The sequence below is a fragment of the Xylanimonas oleitrophica genome, assembly GCF_003244315.1.
Lineage (GTDB): Bacteria > Actinomycetota > Actinomycetes > Actinomycetales > Cellulomonadaceae > Xylanimonas_A > Xylanimonas_A oleitrophica.
In genome coordinates this window covers 269,132-291,657 of record NZ_QKWH01000002.1, presented here as the reverse complement: position 1 = coordinate 291,657, position 22,526 = coordinate 269,132, and the positions used below count along the sequence as shown (strand labels likewise).

At 74.5% G+C, this 22,526-nt stretch carries 24 protein-coding genes; 11 read left to right on the top strand and 13 right to left on the bottom strand.

Annotated elements, in window-relative coordinates; translation table 11 throughout:
- Window positions 1-16 precede the first annotated feature (16 nt).
- The 6 genes from DNL40_RS05230 (at window position 17) to DNL40_RS05205 (ending at window position 5,620) form a co-directional block, all read left to right on the top strand.
- Window positions 17-787 (top strand): AraC family transcriptional regulator, encoded by a 771-nt coding sequence (locus tag DNL40_RS05230; RefSeq protein WP_111250165.1) that lies wholly within the window; start codon window positions 17-19, stop codon window positions 785-787.
- Between the two features lie 198 nt (window positions 788-985).
- The gene (locus DNL40_RS05225) at window positions 986-1,588 is read left to right on the top strand and encodes a biotin transporter BioY (RefSeq protein ID WP_111250164.1); all 603 of its coding nucleotides are present in this window, start codon (window positions 986-988) and stop codon (window positions 1,586-1,588) included.
- 18 nt (window positions 1,589-1,606) lie between these two features.
- Window positions 1,607-2,434, top strand: a complete 828-nt coding sequence (locus DNL40_RS05220; RefSeq protein WP_111250163.1) for an aldo/keto reductase — start codon at window positions 1,607-1,609, stop codon at window positions 2,432-2,434.
- Window positions 2,435-2,646: 212 nt separating this feature from the next.
- Entirely contained in the window at window positions 2,647-3,936 is a 1,290-nt protein-coding gene (locus DNL40_RS05215; protein WP_245885676.1) for a Glu/Leu/Phe/Val family dehydrogenase, read from the top strand.
- 47 nt (window positions 3,937-3,983) lie between these two features.
- Entirely contained in the window at window positions 3,984-4,973 is a 990-nt protein-coding gene (locus DNL40_RS05210) for a class I SAM-dependent methyltransferase (protein ID WP_245885675.1), read from the top strand.
- A gap of 170 nt (window positions 4,974-5,143) precedes the next feature.
- The gene (locus DNL40_RS05205; RefSeq protein WP_111250161.1) at window positions 5,144-5,620 is read left to right on the top strand and encodes a TspO/MBR family protein; all 477 of its coding nucleotides are present in this window, start codon (window positions 5,144-5,146) and stop codon (window positions 5,618-5,620) included.
- A 154-nt stretch (window positions 5,621-5,774) separates the two neighbouring features.
- On the opposite strand, the gene hemQ is transcribed toward DNL40_RS05205, so the two are convergent.
- The 6 genes from hemQ to DNL40_RS05175 form a co-directional block, all read right to left on the bottom strand.
- Window positions 5,775-6,545: a hydrogen peroxide-dependent heme synthase gene (hemQ, locus tag DNL40_RS05200; protein ID WP_111250160.1), complete on the bottom strand. Its 771-nt coding sequence runs from the start codon at window positions 6,543-6,545 to the stop codon at window positions 5,775-5,777.
- Window positions 6,542-7,693 carry a ferrochelatase gene (locus tag DNL40_RS05195; protein ID WP_111250159.1) on the bottom strand — a complete coding sequence of 384 codons (1,152 nt, stop codon included), beginning with the start codon at window positions 7,691-7,693 and terminating at the stop codon, window positions 6,542-6,544. The genes hemQ and DNL40_RS05195 overlap by 4 nt, the downstream gene beginning before the upstream one ends.
- Window positions 7,694-7,925: 232 nt before the next feature.
- Complete coding sequence (locus tag DNL40_RS05190) at window positions 7,926-8,333, bottom strand: transferase (protein WP_111250158.1); 408 nt, start codon at window positions 8,331-8,333, stop codon at window positions 7,926-7,928.
- A 126-nt stretch (window positions 8,334-8,459) separates the two neighbouring features.
- On the bottom strand, window positions 8,460-9,662 hold the full coding sequence (locus DNL40_RS05185; RefSeq protein WP_111250157.1) for a glycerate kinase: 1,203 nt from the start codon (window positions 9,660-9,662) through the stop codon (window positions 8,460-8,462).
- A 49-nt stretch (window positions 9,663-9,711) separates the two neighbouring features.
- Window positions 9,712-10,176 carry a MarR family winged helix-turn-helix transcriptional regulator gene (locus DNL40_RS05180; RefSeq protein ID WP_111250156.1) on the bottom strand — a complete coding sequence of 155 codons (465 nt, stop codon included), beginning with the start codon at window positions 10,174-10,176 and terminating at the stop codon, window positions 9,712-9,714.
- Window positions 10,173-10,934, bottom strand: a complete 762-nt coding sequence (locus DNL40_RS05175; RefSeq protein ID WP_111250155.1) for an isoprenyl transferase — start codon at window positions 10,932-10,934, stop codon at window positions 10,173-10,175. Before DNL40_RS05175 ends, DNL40_RS05180 begins: the two co-directional genes overlap by 4 nt.
- Window positions 10,935-11,327: 393 nt before the next feature.
- Here DNL40_RS05175 and trhA point away from each other — a divergent pair, with 393 nt between their 5' ends.
- Window positions 11,328-11,993, top strand: a complete 666-nt coding sequence (gene trhA, locus DNL40_RS05170; protein ID WP_245885694.1) for a PAQR family membrane homeostasis protein TrhA — start codon at window positions 11,328-11,330, stop codon at window positions 11,991-11,993.
- 13 nt (window positions 11,994-12,006) lie between these two features.
- On the opposite strand, the gene DNL40_RS05165 is transcribed toward trhA, so the two are convergent.
- The 3 genes from DNL40_RS05165 to mca are packed head-to-tail and all read right to left on the bottom strand — an operon-like array spanning window position 12,007 to window position 14,107.
- Complete coding sequence (locus tag DNL40_RS05165; RefSeq protein ID WP_111250154.1) at window positions 12,007-12,816, bottom strand: carbon-nitrogen hydrolase family protein; 810 nt, start codon at window positions 12,814-12,816, stop codon at window positions 12,007-12,009.
- A complete protein-coding gene (locus DNL40_RS05160) occupies window positions 12,813-13,229 on the bottom strand; it encodes a hypothetical protein (protein WP_111250153.1) in 417 nt (138 codons plus the stop codon). The genes DNL40_RS05165 and DNL40_RS05160 overlap by 4 nt, the downstream gene beginning before the upstream one ends.
- Entirely contained in the window at window positions 13,226-14,107 is an 882-nt protein-coding gene (mca, locus tag DNL40_RS05155; RefSeq protein WP_111250277.1) for a mycothiol conjugate amidase Mca, read from the bottom strand. The genes DNL40_RS05160 and mca overlap by 4 nt, the downstream gene beginning before the upstream one ends.
- Before the next feature lie 120 nt (window positions 14,108-14,227).
- Between mca and DNL40_RS05150 the strand changes: the two genes are divergently transcribed.
- Complete coding sequence (locus DNL40_RS05150) at window positions 14,228-14,716, top strand: DUF4307 domain-containing protein (RefSeq protein ID WP_111250152.1); 489 nt, start codon at window positions 14,228-14,230, stop codon at window positions 14,714-14,716.
- A gap of 202 nt (window positions 14,717-14,918) precedes the next feature.
- Window positions 14,919-15,401 carry a transcription elongation factor GreA gene (greA, locus tag DNL40_RS05145; protein ID WP_111250151.1) on the top strand — a complete coding sequence of 161 codons (483 nt, stop codon included), beginning with the start codon at window positions 14,919-14,921 and terminating at the stop codon, window positions 15,399-15,401.
- Between the two features lie 84 nt (window positions 15,402-15,485).
- On the opposite strand, the gene ilvA is transcribed toward greA, so the two are convergent.
- The 4 genes from ilvA to DNL40_RS05125 form a co-directional block, all read right to left on the bottom strand.
- The gene (gene ilvA, locus DNL40_RS05140) at window positions 15,486-16,709 is read right to left on the bottom strand and encodes a threonine ammonia-lyase (protein ID WP_111250150.1); all 1,224 of its coding nucleotides are present in this window, start codon (window positions 16,707-16,709) and stop codon (window positions 15,486-15,488) included.
- A gap of 43 nt (window positions 16,710-16,752) precedes the next feature.
- Window positions 16,753-18,021, bottom strand: a complete 1,269-nt coding sequence (locus tag DNL40_RS05135) for an AI-2E family transporter (protein WP_111250149.1) — start codon at window positions 18,019-18,021, stop codon at window positions 16,753-16,755.
- 69 nt (window positions 18,022-18,090) lie between these two features.
- Complete coding sequence (locus DNL40_RS05130; protein ID WP_111250148.1) at window positions 18,091-19,305, bottom strand: cystathionine gamma-synthase; 1,215 nt, start codon at window positions 19,303-19,305, stop codon at window positions 18,091-18,093.
- 9 nt (window positions 19,306-19,314) lie between these two features.
- Window positions 19,315-20,004 (bottom strand): YdeI/OmpD-associated family protein, encoded by a 690-nt coding sequence (locus DNL40_RS05125; protein ID WP_111250276.1) that lies wholly within the window; start codon window positions 20,002-20,004, stop codon window positions 19,315-19,317.
- A 148-nt stretch (window positions 20,005-20,152) separates the two neighbouring features.
- Here DNL40_RS05125 and msrA point away from each other — a divergent pair, with 148 nt between their 5' ends.
- Both msrA and DNL40_RS05115 read left to right on the top strand, forming a co-directional pair.
- On the top strand, window positions 20,153-20,833 hold the full coding sequence (msrA, locus tag DNL40_RS05120; protein ID WP_111250147.1) for a peptide-methionine (S)-S-oxide reductase MsrA: 681 nt from the start codon (window positions 20,153-20,155) through the stop codon (window positions 20,831-20,833).
- A gap of 103 nt (window positions 20,834-20,936) precedes the next feature.
- Entirely contained in the window at window positions 20,937-22,502 is a 1,566-nt protein-coding gene (locus DNL40_RS05115) for an ATP-dependent DNA ligase (protein ID WP_245885673.1), read from the top strand.
- Window positions 22,503-22,526: the final 24 nt, after the last annotated feature.

The window sequence follows — 22,526 nt, the reverse complement described above, 5'->3', positions numbered from 1 at the left end:
TACGGTTGGGCCCGCCATGGCACGGGATTCTGACAACACGACGTGGCCAGAGGCCGAGGCGCTGCTGGCGGCCCTCTCCCCTGCCATGGTGGCGCTCATGGACGAGCTGTCCAGCGTCATGTTCTGCGCCAAGGACGTCAGCGGCCGCTACGTGCTCGTCAACGAGGTGTTCGTGCGCCGCACCCACGAGCGCTCGCGCCGCGGTGTCGTCGGCCGGCGCGCCACCGACCTGTTCGTGCCCGACCTCGCCGAGCGCTACGAGGCGCAGGACGCCGAGGTGCTGCGCACCGGCCGCCCGCTGCGCGGCGAGCTCGAGCTGATCCGCCGCACCGGCGGGGCCCCCGGCTGGTTCCTCACCTCCAAGCTCGCGGTGCACGACGCCGAGGGCGGCGTGGTGGGCCTGGTGTCCGTGTCTCAGGACCTGCGCTCCGAGAACGCCGACGACGCGACGATGGAGGCGATGTCCCGGCTCGTGGCCGGGATCCAGGCACACCTCGACGCCACCCCGGGCACCGGCCTGTCGGTGGCCGACCTCGCGGCGATGGCCGGGTGCAGCACGCACGTGCTCGACCGGCGGGTACGGCGCGTGTTCGGCCTGTCCCCCCGCCAGCTCGTGCTGCGGGCACGCGTCGACCGGGCCGCGCACCTGCTGGCCGACACCGCCACGCCTCTGGCGCAGGTGGCCGCCGCCGCCGGGTTCTACGACCAGCCGTCGTTCACCCGGCAGTTCGCCCGGCTGACGGGCGAGACGCCGTCGTCGTTCCGGCGCCGGGCACGGCGGCACTGAGCCGGGCAGCACCGCCCGGCAGCACGGCGCCGTCCGCTCTTCCGCCGACACCCGGGCCTTGGGCGATCCCCACAACGACGAGCAGCGAACGTCGTCGAACCACCCCTCCCGTTGGAGGAACCACACAACGGTGGCCCGGCGGTGCTGGCCACCGGGCCTCGTGACCCCGCTCGGCGGACGCACCTAGCGTCGTCGGACATGACGACCGCCGCTCTCCCCCTGCACCCCGCCCCCGCCGTCCTCGCCGACCTGCTGCCCGCCGGCACCCGCGCCCGTGCGATCGCCCGCGACGTCGCGCTCGTCGCCGGCCTCGCCCTGCTCACCGCGCTCGCCGCCCAGGTGCGCGTCCCCGTGCCCGGCCTGCCCGTGCCGGTGACCGGCCAGACCTTTGCCGTGCTGCTCGGCGCCGCCGCCCTCGGGCCGGTGCGCGGCGCCCTCGCCCAGGTGCTGTACATCGGCGTCGGTGTGGCGGGGATGCCCGTGTTCACCGGGGGCGCCTCGGGCTGGGAGGTGATCGTCGGCGCGAGCGGCGGCTACATCGTCGGGTTCGTGCTCGCCTCCCTCGCCGTCGGCGCCCTCGCCCGCCGCGGCGCCGACCGCCGCGTGCTGGGCGCGGCCGGCGCCTACGCCGTCGGCACCCTCACCGTCTACGCCGTGGGCGTGCCGTGGCTGGCCGTCGTGGCCGGCATGGACCCCGCGCAGGCGCTGTGGGGCGGCCTGGCGGTGTTCCTGCCCGGCGACGTGCTCAAGGCCGTGCTCGCCGCCGCCCTGCTCCCGGCCGCGTGGCGACTCGCCCGCTGACCTGGTGTCCTGGGAGCCATGAGCCTCGCACCCACCCTCACGCTGCCCCACGGCGCACAGATCCCGGCGATCGGCCTCGGCACCTGGCCGATGGACGACGCCGAGGCCGCCGTCGCCGTCCGCTCCGCCCTCCAGGCCGGCTACCGGCTGGTCGACACCGCCGAGAACTACCGCAACGAGGTGGGCGTCGGGCGCGCCCTGCGCGACTCCGGCGTGCCCCGCGAGGAGGTGTTCCTCACCACCAAGCTCAACCGCGAGTGGCACTCCGCCCAGGGCGTGCGCGAGGCGTGGGAGAACAGCGTCCGGCGCCTCGGCGTCGACTACCTCGACCTGTTCCTCATCCACTGGCCCAACCCCGACCAGGGCACCTACGTCCAGGCGTGGGAGGGGCTCGTGAGGCTGCACGAGGAGGGCAAGGTGCGGGCCGTCGGCACCTCCAACTTCAAGCCGGCGCACCTGGCGAGGATCGTCGAGGCCACCGGGTTCGCGCCGGACGTCAACCAGATCAACCTCAACCCGTACGCCACGCGCGGCGCCAGCGTGGCCGCCAACGCCGAGCACGGCACCGTCACCGAGTCGTGGAGCCCCATCAAGCCCGCCGAGATGCTGGCCGAGCCCGCGATCGCGGCCGCCGCCGAGGCCCACGGCGTCACGCCCGCCCAGGTGGTGCTGCGCTGGCACACCCAGCTCGGGTACGTGCCCATCCCCAAGTCCTCCTCCCCGCAGCGCCAGGTGGAGAACCTCGAGATCTTCGGGTTCACCCTCACGGACGAGGAGATCACCGCGATCAGCGCGCTCGACCGCGGCGAGGAGCACGTGACCGACTCCGACGAGTTCGGCCACTGACCGCGCACGCCCCGGTGCCGGTGCCCCGCACGCCCGGCACCGGCACCGGGGCGCGCCACCGCGGGTGAATGCCCCCGTCAGCCGACGTGGCGTCGCGCGGAAGGCCCGACGGTCGCTACGTTGGTGGCGTGGCGCCCATCCCGCGCCCTGCCACCCCGCGCCGTCGGCCCGGCTCATCGTGCCCAGCCCCCGGCGCCGCACCAGGAGGACCAGTGACGACGCCGTCGATCACCACGCCTGACACCACCACCACACCCGCGGAACACTCCCCGCTGGCCACCGCCCACGCCCAGCTCGCCGCCGCCGTGCGCCACCTGGGCTACGACGAGGGCCTGCACGCCAACCTCGCCACCCCGCGCCGCGAGATCCACGTCTCGGTGCCGCTGCGCATGGACTCCGGCGAGGTGCGGCTGTTCCGCGGCTTCCGGGTGCAGCACAACGTCTCCCGCGGGCCCGGCAAGGGCGGCCTGCGCTTCCACCCCGACGTCGACATCGACGAGGTGCGGGCGCTGGCCATGTGGATGACGTGGAAGTGCGCCATCGTGGACCTGCCGTACGGGGGCGCCAAGGGCGGCGTCACCATCGACCCGCGCGACCACTCGAGGGCCGAGCTGGAGCGCGTCACCCGGCGGTACACGTCCGAGATCATGCCGATGATCGGCCCGGACACCGACATCATGGCGCCCGACATGGGCACCGACGAGCGCACCATGGCCTGGGTCATGGACACCTACTCCGTCAACCGCGGGTACACCATCCCCGCCGTGGTGACGGGCAAGCCCATCGCCGTGGGCGGCTCGCTGGGCCGCGGCACCGCCACGAGCGCGGGCATCGTGCACGTCACCGAGGCTGCCCTGCGGCAGGCGGGCGAACGGCTCGAGGGCACGCGGATCGCCATCCAGGGCTTCGGCAAGGTCGGTGGGCACGCCGCCGAGATCTTCGCCGCCCGCGGCGCCCGCGTCGTGGCCGTCAGCGACCAGTACGGCGGTGTGCGGGCCGACGACGGCCTGGACGTGGCCCGCCTGGTGCAGCACGTGGCCGCCACCGGGTCCGTGGTGGACTTCGAGGACGCCGACCCCGTCTCGAACACCGAGCTGCTGGCCCTCGACGTCGACGTGCTGGTGCCCGCCGCGATCCAGGGCGTCATCGACGAGACCACCGCCCAGCACGTGCGCGCCCGGTTCGTGGTCGAGGGCGCCAACGGCCCGACGACGACGGCCGGTGACGAGATCCTCGCGAAGAACGGCATCACCGTGGTGCCCGACGTGCTGGCCAACGCCGGCGGCGTCGTCGTCTCCTACTTCGAGTGGGTGCAGGCCAACCAGGCGTACTGGTGGACCGCTGAGGAGATCTCCGAGAAGCTCGCCCACCGCATGGTCACCGCGTACCAGGACGTCGCCGAGCACGCCCGCCGCGACGGTCTGTCGCTGCGTGACGCCGCCCTGACGATCGGTGTGCAGCGGGTGGCGGAGGCGCACAAGATCCGCGGGCTCTACCCCTGACCCAGGCACCGCTCCCGGCCGGCGGCACGCGGCTGCGCCACGACGTCGTGGCGCGGCTGCGTGCCGCCGGCTGCGTGTTCCCCGAGGAGGAGGCGCGGCTGCTGCTGGAGGCGGCGGGGCTCGACGTGCCGCCCGGCAGGACGTCGCCGGATCGGCAGCTCGAGCTGCCGATCCCGCAGGGGGCTGCCGAGCGGGACGCGGGCACGGCGCCGCCGGGACGAGCAGCGAGCCTGGAGGCGCTGGACGCCCTGGTGACCCGGCGGGAGGCCGGCGAGCCTCTCGAGCACCTGCTCGGCTGGGTCGAGCTCGCCGGGCGGCGCTGGCACGTGGGGCCCGGGGTGTTCGTGCCCCGGCAGCGCTCGGAGCTCATGGTGGCCCAGGCGCTGGACCTCGTCGCTGCCGGTCCGTGGTGCCGCACGGCCGGGCCGACCCTGACGGTGCTCGACCTGTGCTGCGGCAGCGGGGCCGTGGGCGGGGCCGTCGTGGCACGGCTCCTCGCCCGGGCCGCCCGCCGCTCGCGCACCGGCGACGGCAGCGGCGACGGCAGCGGCAGCGGCGACGGTGGAAAGCACCACCCCGAGCCGGCCGTCGTGCTCCACGCCGCCGACGTCGATCCGGCGGCCACCGCGTACGCCGCGCGGAACCTCGAGCCCCTGGGCGGCACCGTCCACACCGGAGACCTGTACTCCGCCCTGCCCGTCACGTTGCGCGGCACGGTGGACCTGCTGCTGTGCCACGCCCCGTACGTCCCCACCGCCGCGCTGGCCACGATGCCTCCCGAGGCGCGCGACCACGAGCCGCGCACGGCGCTCGACGGCGGCCCGGACGGCCTCGACGTGCTGCGCCGCGTCGTCGCGGGCGCGCCCCGGTGGCTCGCACCGGGCGGAAGCCTGCTCTTCGAGGTGGGCGACGAGCACCAGCTGACGGAGACGACGGCGCTGCTGGGCCGCGCCGGGCTGACTCCCGCGGTGGTGCAGGACGACGAGGCGGGAGCGACCGTCGTCGTCGGCACGGCCCGCACGAGCGCGGCGGCCTGAGCACCGCCCCCGTGGCCCCGCGCCACCACCCCCGGCCACGGTTGTGGGCGGAAGACTCGCCGCAACTACCACAGGACTGCGGCGAGTCTTCCGCCCACAACGGTGGGAGGGCCGAGCGGGCTGAGGGCGGACCGGGCGCGAGCGGGCGGGTCCCTGCATAGCCTGCCGAGATGGAACCTCGCGTCGTCCTCAGCTCCGTGGGACTCCCGCTGGCGGGCGCGGTGGCGGGCAGCGTCGCCTCGGCCCGCGGCACGCGCTCGCGCTGGTACCGGCGACTGCGCAAGCCCGCGATCCAGCCGCCGGGCGCCGTGTTCCCGGTGGTGTGGTCGGCGCTGTACGCAGCGGTCGCCGGGGCGTCCCTCGTCGCCCAGGCGCACGGGGACGCCGCCTCCCGCTCCTCCTACCGCGCGGCTCTCGCGGTCAACATGACGCTCAACGCCGGCTGGTGCTGGACGTTCTTCGTGTGGCACCGCCTGGGCGCCTCCGTCGTGGTGTCCGGCGCCCTGGCGGTGAGCTCGGCCGACCTCGCACGCCGCGCGGCCGCCACCAGCACGGGTGCTGGCGCGGCCCTGGTGCCCTACGCGGGGTGGACGGCGTTCGCGACGGTGCTGGCGGACGCCGTCCGGCGCGCCAACCCCGGCCGCTGAACCGGAGGCGCGGGCGCCCGGACACCGCCCGGGCCGACGACGACGGACGCCCCGCACCCGGAGAGGGTGCGGGGCGTCCGTCGCGGGGCGCAGGGCCGGGTCAGCCGACCATCGCGAGCACGGCCGGGTCAACCGCCATCGCGAGCAGGGCCGGTCAGGCGAGCGGCTGCTGGGCCGCCCACGCGGCCAGCGTCACGCGCGGGCCGGTGAAGAACGGCGTCTCCTCGCGCACGTGGCGGCGGGCCTCGGTGGCACGCAGGTCGCGCATGAGGTCCACGATGCGGTGCAGCTCGTCGGCCTCGAAGGCGAGCAGCCACTCGTAGTCGCTGAGGGCGAACGTGCTCATGGTGTTGGCGCGCACGTCCTTGTAGCCGGCGGCGGCCATGCCGTGGTCGCGCAGCATGGTGCGGCGCTCGTCCTCGGGCAGCAGGTACCACTCGTAGGAGCGCACGAACGGGTAGACGCACAGGTAGCCGCGGGGCGCCTCGCCGGCGAGGAAGGCCGGCACGTGGCCCTTGTTGAACTCGGCGGCACGGTGCAGGGCCACCGTGGACCAGACGGGCTCGAGCGCGGCACCGAGGTCGGAGGCGCGCAGGCGGTGGTAGGCGGCCTGGACCGACTCCACGGAGGGGCCGTGCACCCAGATCATGAGGTCGGCGTCGGAGCGCAGGCCGCCGACGTCGTAGGTGCCGCGCACGACGACGTCACCGTCGGCACGGGCCGCGTCGCGCGCGGCCTCGGGCTGGCCGCCCCAGAGGGCGTCCTCGGCGTCGGCGACCAGGCTGGCGCGCTCGGCGGCGTCGGCGGGCAGCGGCGTCGTCGTCGCGAACGCGGCGATCAGCGCGTAACGGATCGTCTCGTTGATCGCGGAGGTCTCGACGGCCTCGCCGGTGTCGCCGTGGACGTGGGTGGCGTTCTCGCTCATCGGTGCATGTCCTCGCTGCAGAGTGCCGGGATGCCGCTGGGCTGCTCGTGCACGCGCAGGCAGCAGTCGTTCGGGGTGACCGAGGGGAAGGCCGGGAGGTTGCCGACGACGGCCTCCTGCACGTCCTCGCCGCGGGCCAGGGCGGCGCGCTCCAGGACGAGGTCCACGAGCTGCTTGACGAACACCTCGCGGGTGCCGACGGTGCCGGCGCGCACGGCGTGCACGCCCAGCTCGCGGGCCGTCTCCAGCGCCTCGGTGTCGAGGTCGTAAGCGACCTCCATGTGGTCGGAGACGAACCCGATCGGGGACAGCACCACGTTGCGCAGGCCCTCGCCGGCACGCTCCTCGAGCAGGTCGTTGACGTCCGGCTCGAGCCACGGCTGGCTCGGCGGGCCGGAGCGCGAGCAGTAGGCGAGCTCCCACTCGACGCCGTGGCCGAGGCGCTCGCCCACGGCGGCGGCGATGACGGCGGCGACGTCCAGGTGCTGCTCGGAGTAGGTGGCGTGACCGACGCCCGACGCCTCCTCCATCGTGGTGGGGATGGAGTGGGTGACGAACACGATCTTCGCGGCCTGGGCGTCCCCGCCCTGGGCGGTGAGCTGCTCGAACGCCTCGACGACGGCGTCGACGTTGGCCTGCACGAACCCGGGGGTGTTGAAGTACGAGCGGATCTTGTCGAACTGGACGCCCGTGGAGCCGTCGGGGCCGAGCTGGCCGCGCTCGTCGAGCACGACGGCGAGGTCCTCGCGGTACTGGCGGCAGCCGGAGTAGCTGGAGTAGGCGCTGGTGACCAGGGCGACGGCGCGCTGGGCACCGAGGCGCTCGAGCTCGTCGATCGCGTCGGTGGTGTACGGCTCCCAGTTGCGGTTGCCCCACACGACGGGCAGGTCCAGGCCGCGCTCCGCGAGCTCCTTCTCGAGCGCCGCCTTGAGCGCGAGGTTCTGCTCGTTGATGGGGCTCTTGCCGCCGAACCCGTAGTAGTGCTCGCCGACCTCCTCCAGGCGGGAGTCGGGGATGCCCTTGCCCGCGGTGACGTTGCGGAGGAACGGGACCACGTCCTCCGGCTTGTTGGGCCCGCCGAAGGAGTAGAGCAGCAGGGCGTCGTAGGGGCGCGCGTCCAGCGCCTGGGACGTCGTGGTCGTCGGCATACCTGGAATCATTCCACCGTTTGGGTCACGCACCCCGCCAGATCCGGACGCACCGGACGTGACGTTGTACCGACGCGTTGTCACCACGCCTCGTCGCCGGGCGGGAGCGGGCGTCGACCCACGTCACGGGCCCGGACGCACCCGTGGCCGGTGCGTGCTGCACCGGCCACGGGCGGGGCCCAGCCCCTCGTCTCGTCGTCGGCCGCCGTGGGGCGGGCCGTCGCGGCCGCTCTCAGGCGGCGATGCCGAACCGTTCGCGGGTGACGACGTCGCCGTCGGCGACGCTGGCGTCCGCGGGGACGCGGGTGCGCGCCTGCACGCGCACGCCTGCCCCGAGCCGTGCGCCCGTCTCGATCTGCGCACCGTCCCCCACCTCGGCGCCAGGGCCCACGTGCACGTTGCGCCCCACGGCGACGTCCTCGCCGAGGCGGGCGTCGACGTCGATCCAGCTGCCGGAGCCGACGCTCGCGCCGGCGCCGATGCGCGCACCCGTCTCCACCCACGCGTCACGGGCCACGAACGCCGTCGGCTCGACGGTGGCCTGCGGCGACACGAGGCCACCACCGTTGCGGTGCCGTCGGTAGACGACGGTGCGACCGTGCTCCTCGAACTCCACTCGGGTGCTGCTGCGTCCAGCCATGCGGTCCTCCCTGTCCCGGATGAGCCGTCTCGTGCTCGTGGCACCTCGCCGTCGTCCCGGGACGAGACCCTTGGCGAGCCACTTGTGAAGAACAGCGCAATCTCGGCGCTGCGTATTCCCGCGAGGTCAGGCGCGGGCCCCCTCCGGCGGCCCCTGGCACCCGGGTCCGAGCGCCAGCGCCGCCACGTGCGCGGCGGTCTCCCGCAGCCGTCCCGCGGTGCGCCCCAGGAGGTCGTCGAGGTCCACGGGGCCGGGGGCGATCGAGAACGCGGCGCGGATGCCGGCGGCGCGTGCCTGCGCCGCGGGCAGCAGCACCTGGCCGGCGACCACCACCACCGGCGGGCGGGCAGGGGCGGCCGCGGCAGCCCGGGCCACGCCGTCGGCCACCTTGCCACGGACCGACTGCGCGTCGAACGAGCCCTCCCCCGTGACGACGAGGTCGGCGTCGGCCAGCGCGGCGGGCAGGCCCACGGCCTCGGCGACCAGGTCGACGCCGCGCTCCACGTGCGCGCCGAGCACGGCCACGAGCGCCGCGGGCACACCACCGGCCGCCCCGGCACCGGGCAGCTCGCGCACGGCCACGCGCGTCTCGCGCTCCAGCACCCCGGCCCAGCGGGCCAGCGCCTCGTCGAGGAACGTGACCTCGCCCGGCCCGGCACCCTTCTGCGGGCCGAACACGGCGGCGGCCCCGTGCTCGCCGGTCAGCGGGTTGGTGACGTCGACCGCCAGGCGCCACCGCACCTGCCGCGCCCGGGGGTGCAGGTCCGTCAGGTCCACGGACTCGACGCGGGCGAGCCCCTCACCGCCGTCGGGCACCTCGTGTCCCGCGGAGTCGAGCAGGCGGGCGCCGAGCCCCCGGAGCAGGCCGGCGCCGCCGTCGGTCGAGGCCGACCCACCGAGGCAGACCAGCACCTCCTCGACGCCGGCGTCGAGGACGGCGTGCGCCACCGCTCCCGTGCCGCGCGTGTGCGCGTGCAGGGGCCGCAGCTCCACGTCCCGGACGCCGGGAAGGCCGCTGGCCTGGGCGAGCTCGACGACGCCGACACGACCGCCAGGGCCCACGGCCCAGCGCGCCGTCGTGGGGCGGCCGATCGCGTCGACCGTCGAGCACGCTCGCAGGGGCACCTGCCAGGCCGCGGCGAGCGCGGCGAGCGTGCCCTCCCCGCCGTCGGCCATGGGGCGCAGCGTCACCCGCGCGCCGGGGACGGCCGCGAGCACGCCGTCGGCGATCGCCGCGGCGACCTCGGCCGCGCTCAGCGACCCCTTGAACGAGTCGGGGGCGACGACGACGTGCGGGGTGGTGGACTGCCCTGTCACGCCGCCGACCATAGCGGGTCCGCGTGCGGGCGGGAGCCGCGGTCCGGCCCGACGCCGCCGGTCAGCGCTCGATCGGCGGGATGTCGCGCTGGGCCAGCCGGAGCCGGTCCAGGAGGCGGCGCAGCTCACGCTGCTCGTCGTCGTCGAGGGCGCCGCCCACGTAGCGGCCCATCGCCTCGACGTGGCGCGCGCCGACCTCCCGCTGCAGGCGGCGACCCTCGTCGGTGACCGTCACGAGCGTGCCGCGGGCGTCGTCGGCCGGGACGGAGCGCGTGACCAGACCTCGCGCCTCCATGCGCTCGACGAGCCGCGACACCGAGGACTGCACGAGCAGGATCTCCTGGGTGAGCTCGCGCAGCCGCAGCGCGCCGCCCGAGGACACGAGCACGAACAGCACGTCGTACTCGCGCAGCGACACCTCGTCCCAGATGGGGTCGTCCTGCAGGCGCCGCAGCAGCACGACCTGGGTGCGGAACAGCGCCTCCCAGGTCGCGGCCGCGCGGCGCTCGCCCTCGGCGGGGCTCATCTGCCCAGCCGTCGCTCTCGCCGCGTGAAGTCGCGCAGCGCGCGCAGGAAGTCCACCCGGCGGAAGTCGGGCCAGTAGGCCTCGCAGAAGTACAGCTCGGAGTGGGCCGACTGCCACATCAGGAACCCGCCGATGCGCTGCTCGCCCGAGGTGCGGATGACGAGCTCGGGGTCGGGCTGGCCCCGGGTGTAGAGGTGGTCGGTGATGTCCTGCACGTCGATCCGCTCGGCCAGCTCCTCGAGCGTGGCACCGTTGCCGGCCTGCTCGCGCAGGTAGGAGCGCACGGCGTCCGCGATCTCGTGGCGGCCGCCGTAGCCGATGGCCACGTTGACCTGGAGGCCGTCGATGCCCTCCGTGCGCTCGGCGGCCTCGCGCAGCGCGCCGGCGAGCGACTCGGGCAGCAGCTCGGGGCGGCCGACGACGCGCAGGCGCCAGCGGCCGGAGTCGGCGAGCTCGCGCACGGCGTCCTCGATGATCTCCAGGAGGTTGCCGAGCTCCGCGGCCGAGCGGGCCAGGTTGTCGGTCGAGAGCATCCACAGGGTCACGACCTCGATACCCAGCGGCTCGGCCCACCCGAGGAACTCCGCGATCTTGTCGGCACCACGGCGATGACCGGTCGCGGCCGTCTCGCCGAAGGACTTCGCCCACCGGCGGTTGCCGTCGAGGATGACGCCGACGTGCCGCGGCAGCCGGTCGGGGGTGAGCCCGGCGGCGAGGCGGCCCTCGTACAGGCGGTAGAGCGGATGGGGCAGTCGCACGGGGCCACGGTACCGGGCGGCGGAGCGGCCTCTCGACGGCCGCGTGCGAGGGCGCCGCGCCCGTCGCACGATCTTCACAACACGCGCCCGGGGCAACCCCTGCCACCAGGGCGCGGACGGGCCTACGGTGGCGTAACCTACGGAACCGTAGGTTGGTGTCTCGCCCCGCCGGGACACTCCTCCCCGACCGCACAGCACACACGCCAGGAGGCACTCGTGGCAGCCGCCGCCGACCACCGCCGCCCCGACGACCTGCCCCGCCCCGCCGACGTCGCCCGCGACGCCGCAGCCGGTGCCCAGAAGGCCGCGTCCGCCGCAGCCGACGGCGCGCAGAAGGCCGCGTCCGCCGCAGCCGACGGCGCCCGCGAGGTGGCCGTCGACGCCCGCAGCGCCGTGATCCAGACCGTCCAGACGGTCTCCGTGGCCGTCGCGCAGCTCAAGCCGCGGCTGCGCGGCTGGATCCACGCCGTCACGGCTCCCCTCGCCCTGGCCGCCGGCATCGTGCTCGTGGTGCTGGCGCCGCCCGTCGCCGGCAAGGTCGCCGCGGCCGTCTTCGCCCTGACCTCGCTCCTGCTGTTCGGCACCAGCGCCGTGTACCACCGCGGCACCTGGTCCGCGAAGGCCGCCCTGGCGCTACGACGGCTGGACCACTCCAACATCTTCCTCATCATCGCCGGCACGTACACGCCCCTGGCCGTGCTGCTGCTGCCACCGCGCACCGCCACCACCCTGCTCGTGATCGTGTGGAGCGGTGCCGTGCTCGGCCTGCTGGCGCGCGTGCTGTGGATCAACGCCCCGCGCTGGGTCTACGTGCCCGTCTACCTCGCGCTCGGCTGGGTCGCGATGGCCTACATGGGCCAGTTCTGGGCCGGCGGCGGGGCCGCCGTCGTCTGGCTCGTGGTGGCCGGCGGCCTCGCCTACACGCTCGGTGCGATCGTCTACGGCACCAAGTTCCCCGATCCGTCCCCGCGCTGGTTCGGGTTCCACGAGATCTTCCACGCCCTGACGGTCGCCGGGTTCGCCTGCCACACCGTGGCGATCTTCATCGCCGCCGTCTGACGGCGCGGCACCGTCAGCGCGGCACGACGGCGTAGCGGCGGTTCGCCAGCGACGGGTTCGCCTCGCGCGCAGCGGCCAGCGGAGCCGGGTCCAGGTCCACGGTGCGGACCTCGGCCCGCTCCCCCAGCTCCAGCCCGACGACGCCGTCGGGCCCCACGAGCAGCGAGCGCCCGGTGACGCCCTTGCCCGCCATGCCCACCCCGACCACCACGGCGGTGTTCTCGATCGCCCGGGCGCGCAGCAGCGTGGTCCAGTGGTCGGCCTTGAGAGGGCCGGCGACCCACGCCGCGGGCACCAGGAGCACCTGCGCGCCCGCGTCCACCAGACGGCGGGCCGACTCCGGGAAGCGCAGGTCGTAGCAGGTCATCACGCCGAACCGCAGGTCCCCCACCGGCACCACGAGCGGCGGCGCGTCCACCGGTCCCGGCTCGAGCCGGTCCGACTCACGCGTGCCGAAGGCGTCGTACAGGTGCACCTTGCGGTACACCCCCGCGAGGTCGCCCGACGCCGCCACCGCCACCACCGCGTTGACGCCGCGGGCACCGTCGCCCGCCTCGCCCGGGAGCGTCGTGCCCGCGACCACGGTCAGCCCGTGCTCGCGCGCCAGCGAGCGCAGGTGCGTCACGAACGGGCCGTCCACGGGCTCGGCGTGCTCGGCGCCCACGCCCCGCGGGTCGTAGCCCGACGCGTACTCGGGCAGCACCACGAGCTGAGCTCCCACGCGCGCGGCCTCCCGCACGACGTCGGCCACGACGGCGCGGTTGGCCCCGTGGTCGCCCGAGACCTCCACCTGGGCGACCGTGACCCGCACCGGCGACGTCATGCGCGCGCGGTGCCCGGCCCGCCCTCGGCGCCCGGCTCCTCGTCCGTCTCGGCGTCCCTCTCGGCGTCCGGCTCGGTCTCCGGCTCCGTCTCCGGCTCCGCGTCGCCCGCGTGCTCCGGTCCCTCGGCGGCGTCGCCCGCCGGCCCCTCGGCGACGGGCACGCGCGTGGCGCCGCCGACCCGCTTGGGCTCGGGGACCTCGATGCCTGCGAGCCGCGCGTTGTGGGAGGTGCGGCGCATCGAGCGGGTCAGCAGCAGGAACAGCGACATGGCCGCCACCACCAGCAGGAAGGTGGCGAGGAACCCGGCCAGGCCGGGCGTCACGTCGGTCGACTCGAGCTGGCGGGCAGGGCTCGTCGGGGAGGGGGACGGCGCGGCGGCGAGCACCGCGGTCAGGGTGTGCAGGGCGCTCATCGGGCCACCTCCGTGCCACGGATGCCGGCGAACAGGTCGTCCTCGGGGATCGACGTCTCGACCCGGGACTCGGCGAGCTCGTACTCCTCCCACGGCCACACGTCGGCCTCGACGTCCCGCGGCACGGCGAAGAAGAACCCGGCCGGGTCGATCTGGGAGGCGTGCGCCGTCAGGGCGGCGTCGCGCCGGGCGAAGAACTCCGCCACCGGCACCTTGGTGGTGACGGGACGCTCGGGGATCTCACGGGCGGTGCGGGAGGAGATCCAGTCGCCGAACGGCGACTCCAGGCCGGCGCCGAGCATCGCCTCGTGCACCGTGCGCAGCCGCTCCACGGAGAACCCGTGGTTGTAGTACAGCTTGAGGGGCGTCCACGGCTCGGCACCGCCGTCGACGACGTAGCGCGACGCGTCGCCGGCCGCCTCCCACGCCTCCGCGGTGACGGTGTGCGTGTAGATGTGGTCCGGGTGCGGGTACCCGCCGCTGGGGTCGTAGGTGGTGATGACGTGCGGGCGGAACCGGCGCACGGCCTCGACCAGCGGGGCAGCGGCCTCCTCCAGGGGCACCAGGGCGAACGCGTCGTCGGGCAGCGGGGGCAACGGGTCGCCCTCGGGCAGCCCGGAATCCACGAAGCCGAGCCAGTGCTGCTGCACGCCCAGCGCCTGGGCCGCCGCCGCCATCTCGAGCCGGCGGACGGCGCGCTTGGCCTCGAGCGTGTCGAAGGAGTGCCCCTCCGGCACCGCGTAGGAGGGGTTGAGGACGTCGCCGCGCTCCCCGCCCGTGCAGGTGACGACCAGCACCTCGACCCCCTCGGCCGCGTACCTCGCGGTGGTCGCGGCGCCCTTGCTCGACTCGTCGTCGGGGTGCGCGTGCACCGCCATCAGCCGCAGGCGGCCGGGGGTGCCGACGGGAGCGCTGGTCAAGACAGACCTCCAAGGTCGTGGGGTTCGACGTCGGCGCGGGTCGAGCCGCACCGCGCTCATGGACCACAATCATCCTCCATGAGCACCCCTACCCCGCCCACGCCGCCCGCCGACCGGTACGGGCGCGGTCGGCGCACCCCCGCCGGCCGTGGCGAGGTGCCCCCGGGGACCCCGGGGGGCGAGGCGCTCGAGCCGGACGACGGCGGTCACCGCGGCCCCGGGCTGAGCCGCGGTGCCAAGGCGGCGGCCGCTGCCGCGATCGCCGTGGCGGTGGCCGCGGTCGCGTGGATCGCCGCGTCCCAGCACCAGCAGAACCCGGTCACGGGCGACGTCGTCTCCTACCGGGTGGTCAGCGCCGAGGAGGTCGAGATCGACTTCCAGGTGTCGATGCCGGTGGGCACGACGGCGGTGTGCACGGTCGAGGCGATGTCGTCCAGCTTCGCCCAGGTGGGCACGATGGACGTCGAGGTGGGTCCGAGCGAGACGCGCACGAGCCGCTACTCGGTCACGCTGCGCACCTCCCAGCAGGCCGACACGGGCGTGGTCGAGGGCTGCCGCCCCGCCTGACACCGGAGACTCGCCGCCGACTCACCGCCGGCTCACCGCCGCCGACTCACCGGGGCGCAAGTTGCCCCGAGCCAGGCGAGACGGGCTACCCTGAGGGATTCACACGCTGTCCTGACAACCAGCCGACGCGCGTGCCGACGCCCGTCGGCCGTACACGCGCGGCCAGGGCCAGGCATACGAGCACCACGAAAGGAGAGCCCTCGTGACCGACAGCAACGTCACCTGGCTCACCCAGGAGGCTCACGACCGGCTGAAGGCCGAGCTGGAGCACCTCTCGGGGCCTGCCCGCACCGAGATCGCGGAGCGCATCGCCGCCGCCCGCGACGAGGGCGACCTCAAGGAGAACGGCGGCTACCACGCCGCGCGCGAGGAGCAGGCCAAGAACGAGGCGCGCATCCGTGAGCTGACGGAGAAGCTGCGCAACGTCCAGATCGGCACGCCCCCGGACGACGGGAAGGTCGAGCCGGGCATGGTGGTGACCGTGCTGCTGGCCGGCGACCCCATGACGTTCCTCCTGGGCTCCCGCGAGATCGCCGGCACCACCGACCTCGACGTCTACTCGCCGACCTCGCCGCTGGGCGAGGCCATCGACGGGCACTCGGTCGGTGACACCGTGAGCTACACCGCACCCAACGGCAAGGAGTTCACGGTCGAGATCACGGAGGCCAAGCCCTTCGCGGGCTGACGCGCTCCCCCACCGTGGTGCGCCTGTGGCCCGGTCCCCTCGTCGGGGCCGGGCCACAGCCGTTCCTCGCGTGCGGGTCTGGGCTCAGAGCACCTCGAGGCCCGCCCCGCGCAGCCGGTCCACGATCTCGGCGCAGTGCTCGGGCCCCTTCGCCTCGACCTGCAGCGTCACCATGACGTCGGAGACGGCGAGGGCGACGTCCGTGCGCGAGTGCTCCACGTTGACGATGTTGCCGCCCGCCGACGCCACAGCCTCGACGAGCGTGGCGAGGCTGCCGGGCCGGTCGTCCACGCGCACGCGCAGCTGCAGGTAGCGGCCCGCGGCGACCATGCCGTGCTGGATGACCCGCATGAGCAGCAGCGGGTCGATGTTCCCGCCGGAGAGCACCGGCACCACAGGACCCTCGAAGTCGCCCGGCGCAGCCATGACGGCCGCGACCGCCGCGGCGCCCGAGGGCTCCACCACCGACTTCGCCCGCTCCGCCACCAGCAGCAGCGCACGCGAGAGCTGGTCCTCGCTCACCGTGCGCACCTCCACGCCCAGCCGGTCGAGGATCGAGAAGGGCACCTCCCCCGGGGTCCCGACGGCGATGCCGTCCGCCATCGTGGGGCCCAGCGCCCCCGCCACCGGCCGGCCGGCCGCGAGCGAGCCCGGGTAGGCGGCGGCCCGCTCGGCCTGCACCCCCACCACGCGCACGTGCGGCGCGGCCTCGGCCAGCACCGTCGCGATGCCGGCCACGAGGCCCCCGCCACCGAGCGGCACCACGATCGTGGCGACGTCGGGGACCTGCTCGAGCACCTCGAGGGCGAGGGTGCCCTGGCCGGCCACGACGTCGACGTGGTCGAACGGGTGGATGAGCACGCGGCCAGAGCGTGCCGCCTCCGCGCGGGCGGCCACCAGCGCGTCGTCGACGCTGGACCCCACCAGGCGCACGTCGGCACCGTAGCCGCGGGTCGCAGCGAGCTTGGGCAGCGGCGCGTCCACCGGCATGTAGACCACGGCGTCGAGGCCCAGGAGCTGGGCCGCGAGCGCGACGCCCTGGGCGTGGTTGCCCGCCGAGGCCGCCACGACCCCGGCCGCCTTCTCCTGTGCCGTCAGCCGCGACATGCGCGTGTAGGCACCACGCACCTTGAAGGAGCCCGCACGCTGCAGGTTCTCCAGCTTGAGCATCACCGGGGCGCCGACCGGCTCCGACAGCGCGCGGAACGCCTGCACCGGGGTGCGCGTGGCCACGCCCTCGAGCAGCCGAGCCGCCGCGCGGACGTCGTCGAGCGTCACCGCGAGCGGGTGGGTGGGGGTCGTGCTCACTGGCGGTCTCTCTCCTCGCACCGGGGAACCGGGCGCGGGCCGCTCAGTCCTCGCGCGCCTCCCTGACCTCCTGGGTCACGGTGGCGCCCGCGTTGTTCGGCGCGCTCCCGGCGTCGTCGCCGCCGGGCACCTCGGCGCTCTCGCCGCGGCCCGACCTGCGCAGCGTACCGGCCAGCTCGGAGAACGACGGCGGCCTGCGCCGCAGCAGCGGCACGTGGTCGTCAGTGCCCAGCTCGGGGAACTTGTCGTGCCCGTGCAGGTACAGCAGGAACGTGTTGAGCACCGCGGCGAACGGCACGGCGAACAGGGCGCCCACGATGCCGGCGGCGAGGCTGCCCGCGGCCACGACGAGCACCACGGCCACCGGGTGCAGCGAGACGGCGTGACCCATGAGGAACGGCTGCAGGATGTGGCTCTCGGCCTGCTGCACGAGCAGCACGATGCCGAGCATGATGAGGGCCGCGACCCAGCCCTGCGCCACCAGCACCACGGCGACGGCGATCGCGCCGGTGACGATCGCACCGATGATCGGGATGAACGACCCGACGAACACCAGGATGCCGATGGGCAGCGCGAGCGCCGGCACGAAGAACGCGGCACCCACGCCGATGCCGACGGCGTCCACGAGCGCCACGAGGATCTGCGTGCGCACGTAGGCCGACAGCGTGACGATCGCGCGACGGCCGGCCTGGTGGACCTTCTCGCGGGACGCGATCGGCAGCAGGTTCACCAGCCAGGTCCAGATGCTGCGGCCGTCCTGCAGGAAGAAGATCGTGCAGAACAGCGCGATGAGCGCACCGACGAGCACATGCCCCACCGTGGTGGCGGCGCCGAGCGCGCCGGTCACGATCGAGGACGCCCCGGCACCGTCGGTGATCGCGCCCGAGAGCTGGTCCCAGTACTCGTTGAGCTGGTCGTTGTCGATGCCCAGCGGCCCGTCGGCCAGCCAGTCGCGCACCTCGTTGAAGCCCGCCACCGCCTGGTCGGCCAGGTCGGCGAACCCCGAGACGATCTGACGCCCCGCCAGGGACACCAGCGCCGTGACCACGAGGATGAACCCGACGATGGCCGTGGCGGTGGCCAGCCCGCGCGGGAAGCGCACCCGCTCGAGGAACGAGCGCACCGGCCGCAGCAGCACCGTGAGCAGCAGGGCCACGGCCACCGGCACGACGATGGTGCTCAGCTTCGCGGTCAGCCAGACGACCCCGGCGAGCATCGCTCCGATGAGCAGCACACGCCACGACCACGCCGCGGCGGCACGGACACTCAGGGGGACGGCATCGGCACCTGACGGCGCACGGTCGGCACTCATGTGCTCACAGTACGGACCCCGGCAGCGCTCTCGCCTGCGCAGACACGATCTGCACGGTCCGTTCACCCGTCAGTCGAGCGCACGCTCCAGGTCGGCCACCAGGTCCTCGGCGTCCTCGATCCCCACCGAGAGGCGCACCAGGTCGGCGGGCACCTCGAGGGCCGAGCCGGCCACCGACGCGTGCGTCATCCGGCCCGGGTGCTCGATCAGCGACTCCACGCCGCCCAGCGACTCGGCGAGCGTGAACACGTGCGTGCGGTCCACGACGTCGAGCGCCTTGGCCTCCGACCCCACCTGGAACGAGACCATGCCGCCGAACCCGCGCATCTGCTTCGCAGCGAGCTCGTGACCGGGGTGCGAGGACAGCCCCGGGTACAGCACCCGCGTGACCCGAGGGTGCGACTCGAGGAAGCGCGCCACGGCCAGCGCGTTGGCCTGGTGGCGCTCCATGCGCACCGCGAGCGTCTTGAGGCCGCGCAGCGTGAGCCAGGAGGCGAACGGGTCCGCCACCGCGCCCGAGGCGTTCTGCAGGAACGCCACGGCGGAGGCGACGTCGGTGGCGCCGTCGGGCGAGACCAGGCCACCGGGGATGGTGACGCCGTCGGCCACGACCAGCGCGCCGCCCACCACGTCGCTGTGGCCGCCCACGTACTTGGTGGTCGAGTGCACGACGACGTCCGCACCGAGCGCCAGCGGCGTCTGCAGGTACGGCGTGGCGAAGGTGTTGTCCACCAGCAGCAGCGCACCGGCGTCGTGCGCGAGGGACGCCAGCGCCGCGATGTCGCTGATGCCGAGCAGCGGGTTGGTGGGCGTCTCCACCCACACCAGCCGGGTGGAGCCCGGCCGCACCGCGGCCGCCACGGCGTCCAGGTCCGTCAGGTCCACCGGGGTGTGCTCGACGCCCCACGCGCCGAAGACCCGGGCCACCAGGCGGTACGAGCCGCCGTACGCGTCGTCGGGCAGGATCACGTGGTCACCGGGGCGCAGCACCGCCCGCATCAGCGTGTCCTCGGCGGCGAGGCCGGAGGCGAACGCGAAGCCTCGCGCCGGCGTGCCACCCCGGGGCGTCTCGGCCGCCGCGAGCGCCGTCTCGAGCGCGGCACGGGTCGGGTTGCCCGACCGCGAGTACTCGTAGCCGCCGCGCAGGCCGCCCACGCCGTCCTGCTTGTACGTGGAGGTCAGGAAGACCGGGGGGACGACGGCGCCCGTCGTCGGGTCCGGGTCCTGCCCGGCGTGGATGGAACGGGTGGAGAAGCCGGCGTCGGTCCAGTCGTTCGTGGTCACCGCACCAGCCTACGGGGCGGGGGCGCCTGCCTCCGGGGCGGGGCCGGGACCGTCTTGCGGACCGGTCTCGGTCCCTGCCTCCGTGGCGGTCAGCAGCGCCCGCCGCTGCGGGTACGCCGTCTCGCCCCGCTCCAGCATGGCCACGAACCGCTCGACGTTGCGCGCCCGGGTCTCTGGCCGCTTGGCGTGCGTGAGGCGGAAGAGGATGGCGTAGCGGTTCTGTGCCGTGAGCAGCTCGAAGTTCGCGGCGGCCAGCGGGCTGGCGGCGAGCGCCTGCGCGAGGTCGTCGGGCACCGCGATGTCCTTGCTGCCGGCGTAGGCGGCGTCCCACCGGCCGTCGGCCTTGGCCCGCTCGACCTCGGCGATCCCGCGCGGCCGCATCCGGCCCTCCTCGGTGAGCCGGGCGACGATGCCGACGTTGCGCACCGACCAGATGCTGCGAGACCTGCGAGGGGTGAAGCGCTGCAGGGTGGTGTCGGCGTCGCGCGAACGGCCCTGGCCGTCGATCCAGCCGCTGCACAGCGCCTCGTCGAGCGCGAGGTCGTACGTGAGGGTCGTGGGCGCCGGCCGGTTCTTCTTGGCCAGCACGAGCCACACGCCGTCCGGCTCGTCCTCGTGCTCGTCGAGCCAGGCACGCCAGGCCTCGACGTCGGGCAGGATCAGCTCGCCGTCGAGCGGGCCGCGAGGAGTGGAGGGCATGTGCCGGAGGGTAGGGGCGGCCACCGACACCGCACCGGGAGCCTGCGTCCTGGGCGTCCGCCGTCGGGCGGAACACCCGCGGCCGTACCGTGGTTGGCACTGCGGGGAGCGCGCCGACCTCTCGCTCCCGTCAAGGAGGTAATCCGGTATGAGCTCGATCTTCGACTTCCTCACGGGTGGGGCCGCGAAGCAGACGATGGTGACGCCCGAGGAGGCGCTGCCCGGCCGTGAGGTCCCCGTGCTGCACGCCCCCGCCCCCCACACGGTGCTGGGCACGTCCATCACGGGCCCGTGGCCCGAGGGCACGCGTGTGATCTACCTGGCGATGGGCTGCTTCTGGGGCGCCGAGGAGATCTTCTGGCAGGTGCCGGGTGTCGTGAGCACCGCCGTGGGCTACATGGGCGGCACCACGCCGAACCCCACCTACGAGGAGGTGTGCACGGCCCGCACCGGGCACACCGAGACGGCACTGGTGGCCTACGACCCCGCGAAGGTGTCGGAGGAGGAGCTGCTGCGGATCTTCTGGGAGCGGCACGACCCGACGTCGGGCTACCGGCAGGGCAACGACGTGGGCACCCAGTACCGCTCGGCGGTGTACTGGACCACGCCCGAGCAGGAGACCGCCGTGCGCGAGACCGCCCGGGTGTACGGCCAGGTGCTGGCCGGCAAGGGCTACGACCCGATCACCACCGAGCTGAGGCCTGCGGCCGAGGCCGGGCCGTTCTACTACGCCGAGGAGTACCACCAGCAGTACCTCTCGGACGTGAAGAACCCGAACGGCTACCGCTGCCACGCCACGACGGGCGTCTCCTACCCCGTCCCCGCCTGACCCTCTCCCCGCTGTGGGCGGGAGACTCGCCGCAACCATGTCGTGATTGCGGCGAGTCTCCCGCCCACAGCGTGCGGCGCGGCGGCGTGCGACGATCACGGACGTGCTGCTCGCCGACGTCGTCGCCACGTCCGCGGCCGTCGCCGCGACGCGCTCCCGCCTCACCAAGCGGGAGCTGCTCGCCGCCGCCCTGAGGTCTGCGGCCGACGACGGCGGCCCCCGCGCCGGCGACGAGGTCGAGGTGGTGGCCGCGTTCCTCTCCGGCCGGCCGCGTCAGCGACGCACCGGCGTCGGCTGGCGGTCCCTGACCGAGCTGCCGCCGCCGGCCGCGACGCCGAGCCTGGGGGTGCTCGACGTCGACGCCGCCCTCGACACCCTCGCCGCGACGGCGGGCACCGGGTCGCAGGCGGCCCGCGGCACGGCTCTCGCCGGGCTCATGGCCGCCGCGACCACCGACGAGCAGCAGTTCCTGCGCCGGCTGCTCCTGGGCGAGCTGCGCCAGGGAGCGCTCGACTCCCTGCTGCTCGACGCCGTCGCCGCGGCCGCCGACGTGCCCGTGACCGCGGTGCGGCGCGCCGCCATGTTCAGCGCGCTCTCCGGACCCATCGCCCGGGCAGCCCTGACCGGTGGCGACGGTGCCCTGGAGTCGTTCCGCCTCGAGGTCGGCCGCCCCGTGCGGCCGATGCTCGCGTCGGCCGCGCCCGACGTCCTCGCAGCCTTCGCGGGGTTCGACGGCGACGCCGTGGCGGTCGACGCCAAGATCGACGGAATCCGCGTGCAGGTGCACCGCCACGGTGACGACGTCGTCGTCTACACGCGGTCGTTAGAGGACGTCACCGACCGGCTGCCCGAGGTGGTGGAGCTGGCCCGGTCGCTGCCCGTCGAGGCGGTGGTGCTCGACGGCGAGGCCATCGCGCTGGACCCCGAGGGGCGCCCGCGAGCCTTCCAGGACACGGCCTCGCGCACCGGCAGCCGCGACGGCGCCGCGCTCCGGGGGCAGGTGCCCCTGACCACCTACCTGTTCGACGTGCTGCACCTGGACGGCACCGATCTGATCGACGCCCCGGCCTCGGAGCGGGTGGCGGCCCTGGGCCGCACCGTCCCGGCCGACGCGCTGGTCCGCCGGATGGTCACCGCAGACCCCGAGGAGGCGTCACGGTTCTTCGCCGACGTCGTGGCGAGCGGCCACGAGGGCGTGGTGGTCAAGAGCCTGGAGGCGCCCTACGACGCGGGGCGTCGCGGTGGCGCCTGGGTCAAGGTGAAGCCACGGCACACGCTCGACCTGGTGGTGCTCGCCGTCGAGCGGGGGTCAGGGCGCCGTGAGGGCTGGTTGTCGAACATCCACCTCGGTGCCCGCGTGCCCGGCGCCGGCGCCGAGGGAACCGACGGCTGGGTCATGCTGGGCAAGACCTTCAAGGGGCTTTCAGATGAAGTGCTGCGGTGGCAAACGGAGCGCTTCAACGAGCTCAAGGTTGAGGACAACGGCTGGGTCGTCACAGTACGCCCGGAGCAAGTCGTCGAGATTGCTTTTGACGGCGTCCAACGTTCGACGCGCTACCCCGGCGGGGTCGCGCTCCGCTTCGCCCGCGTCTTCCGCTACAGAGATGACAAGCCCGTGTCCGAAGCCGACACGATCCAAACCGTGCGCGAGTACCTCAAATCGACGTAGGGGCTGTGCGTGGCCGCCCAGTCG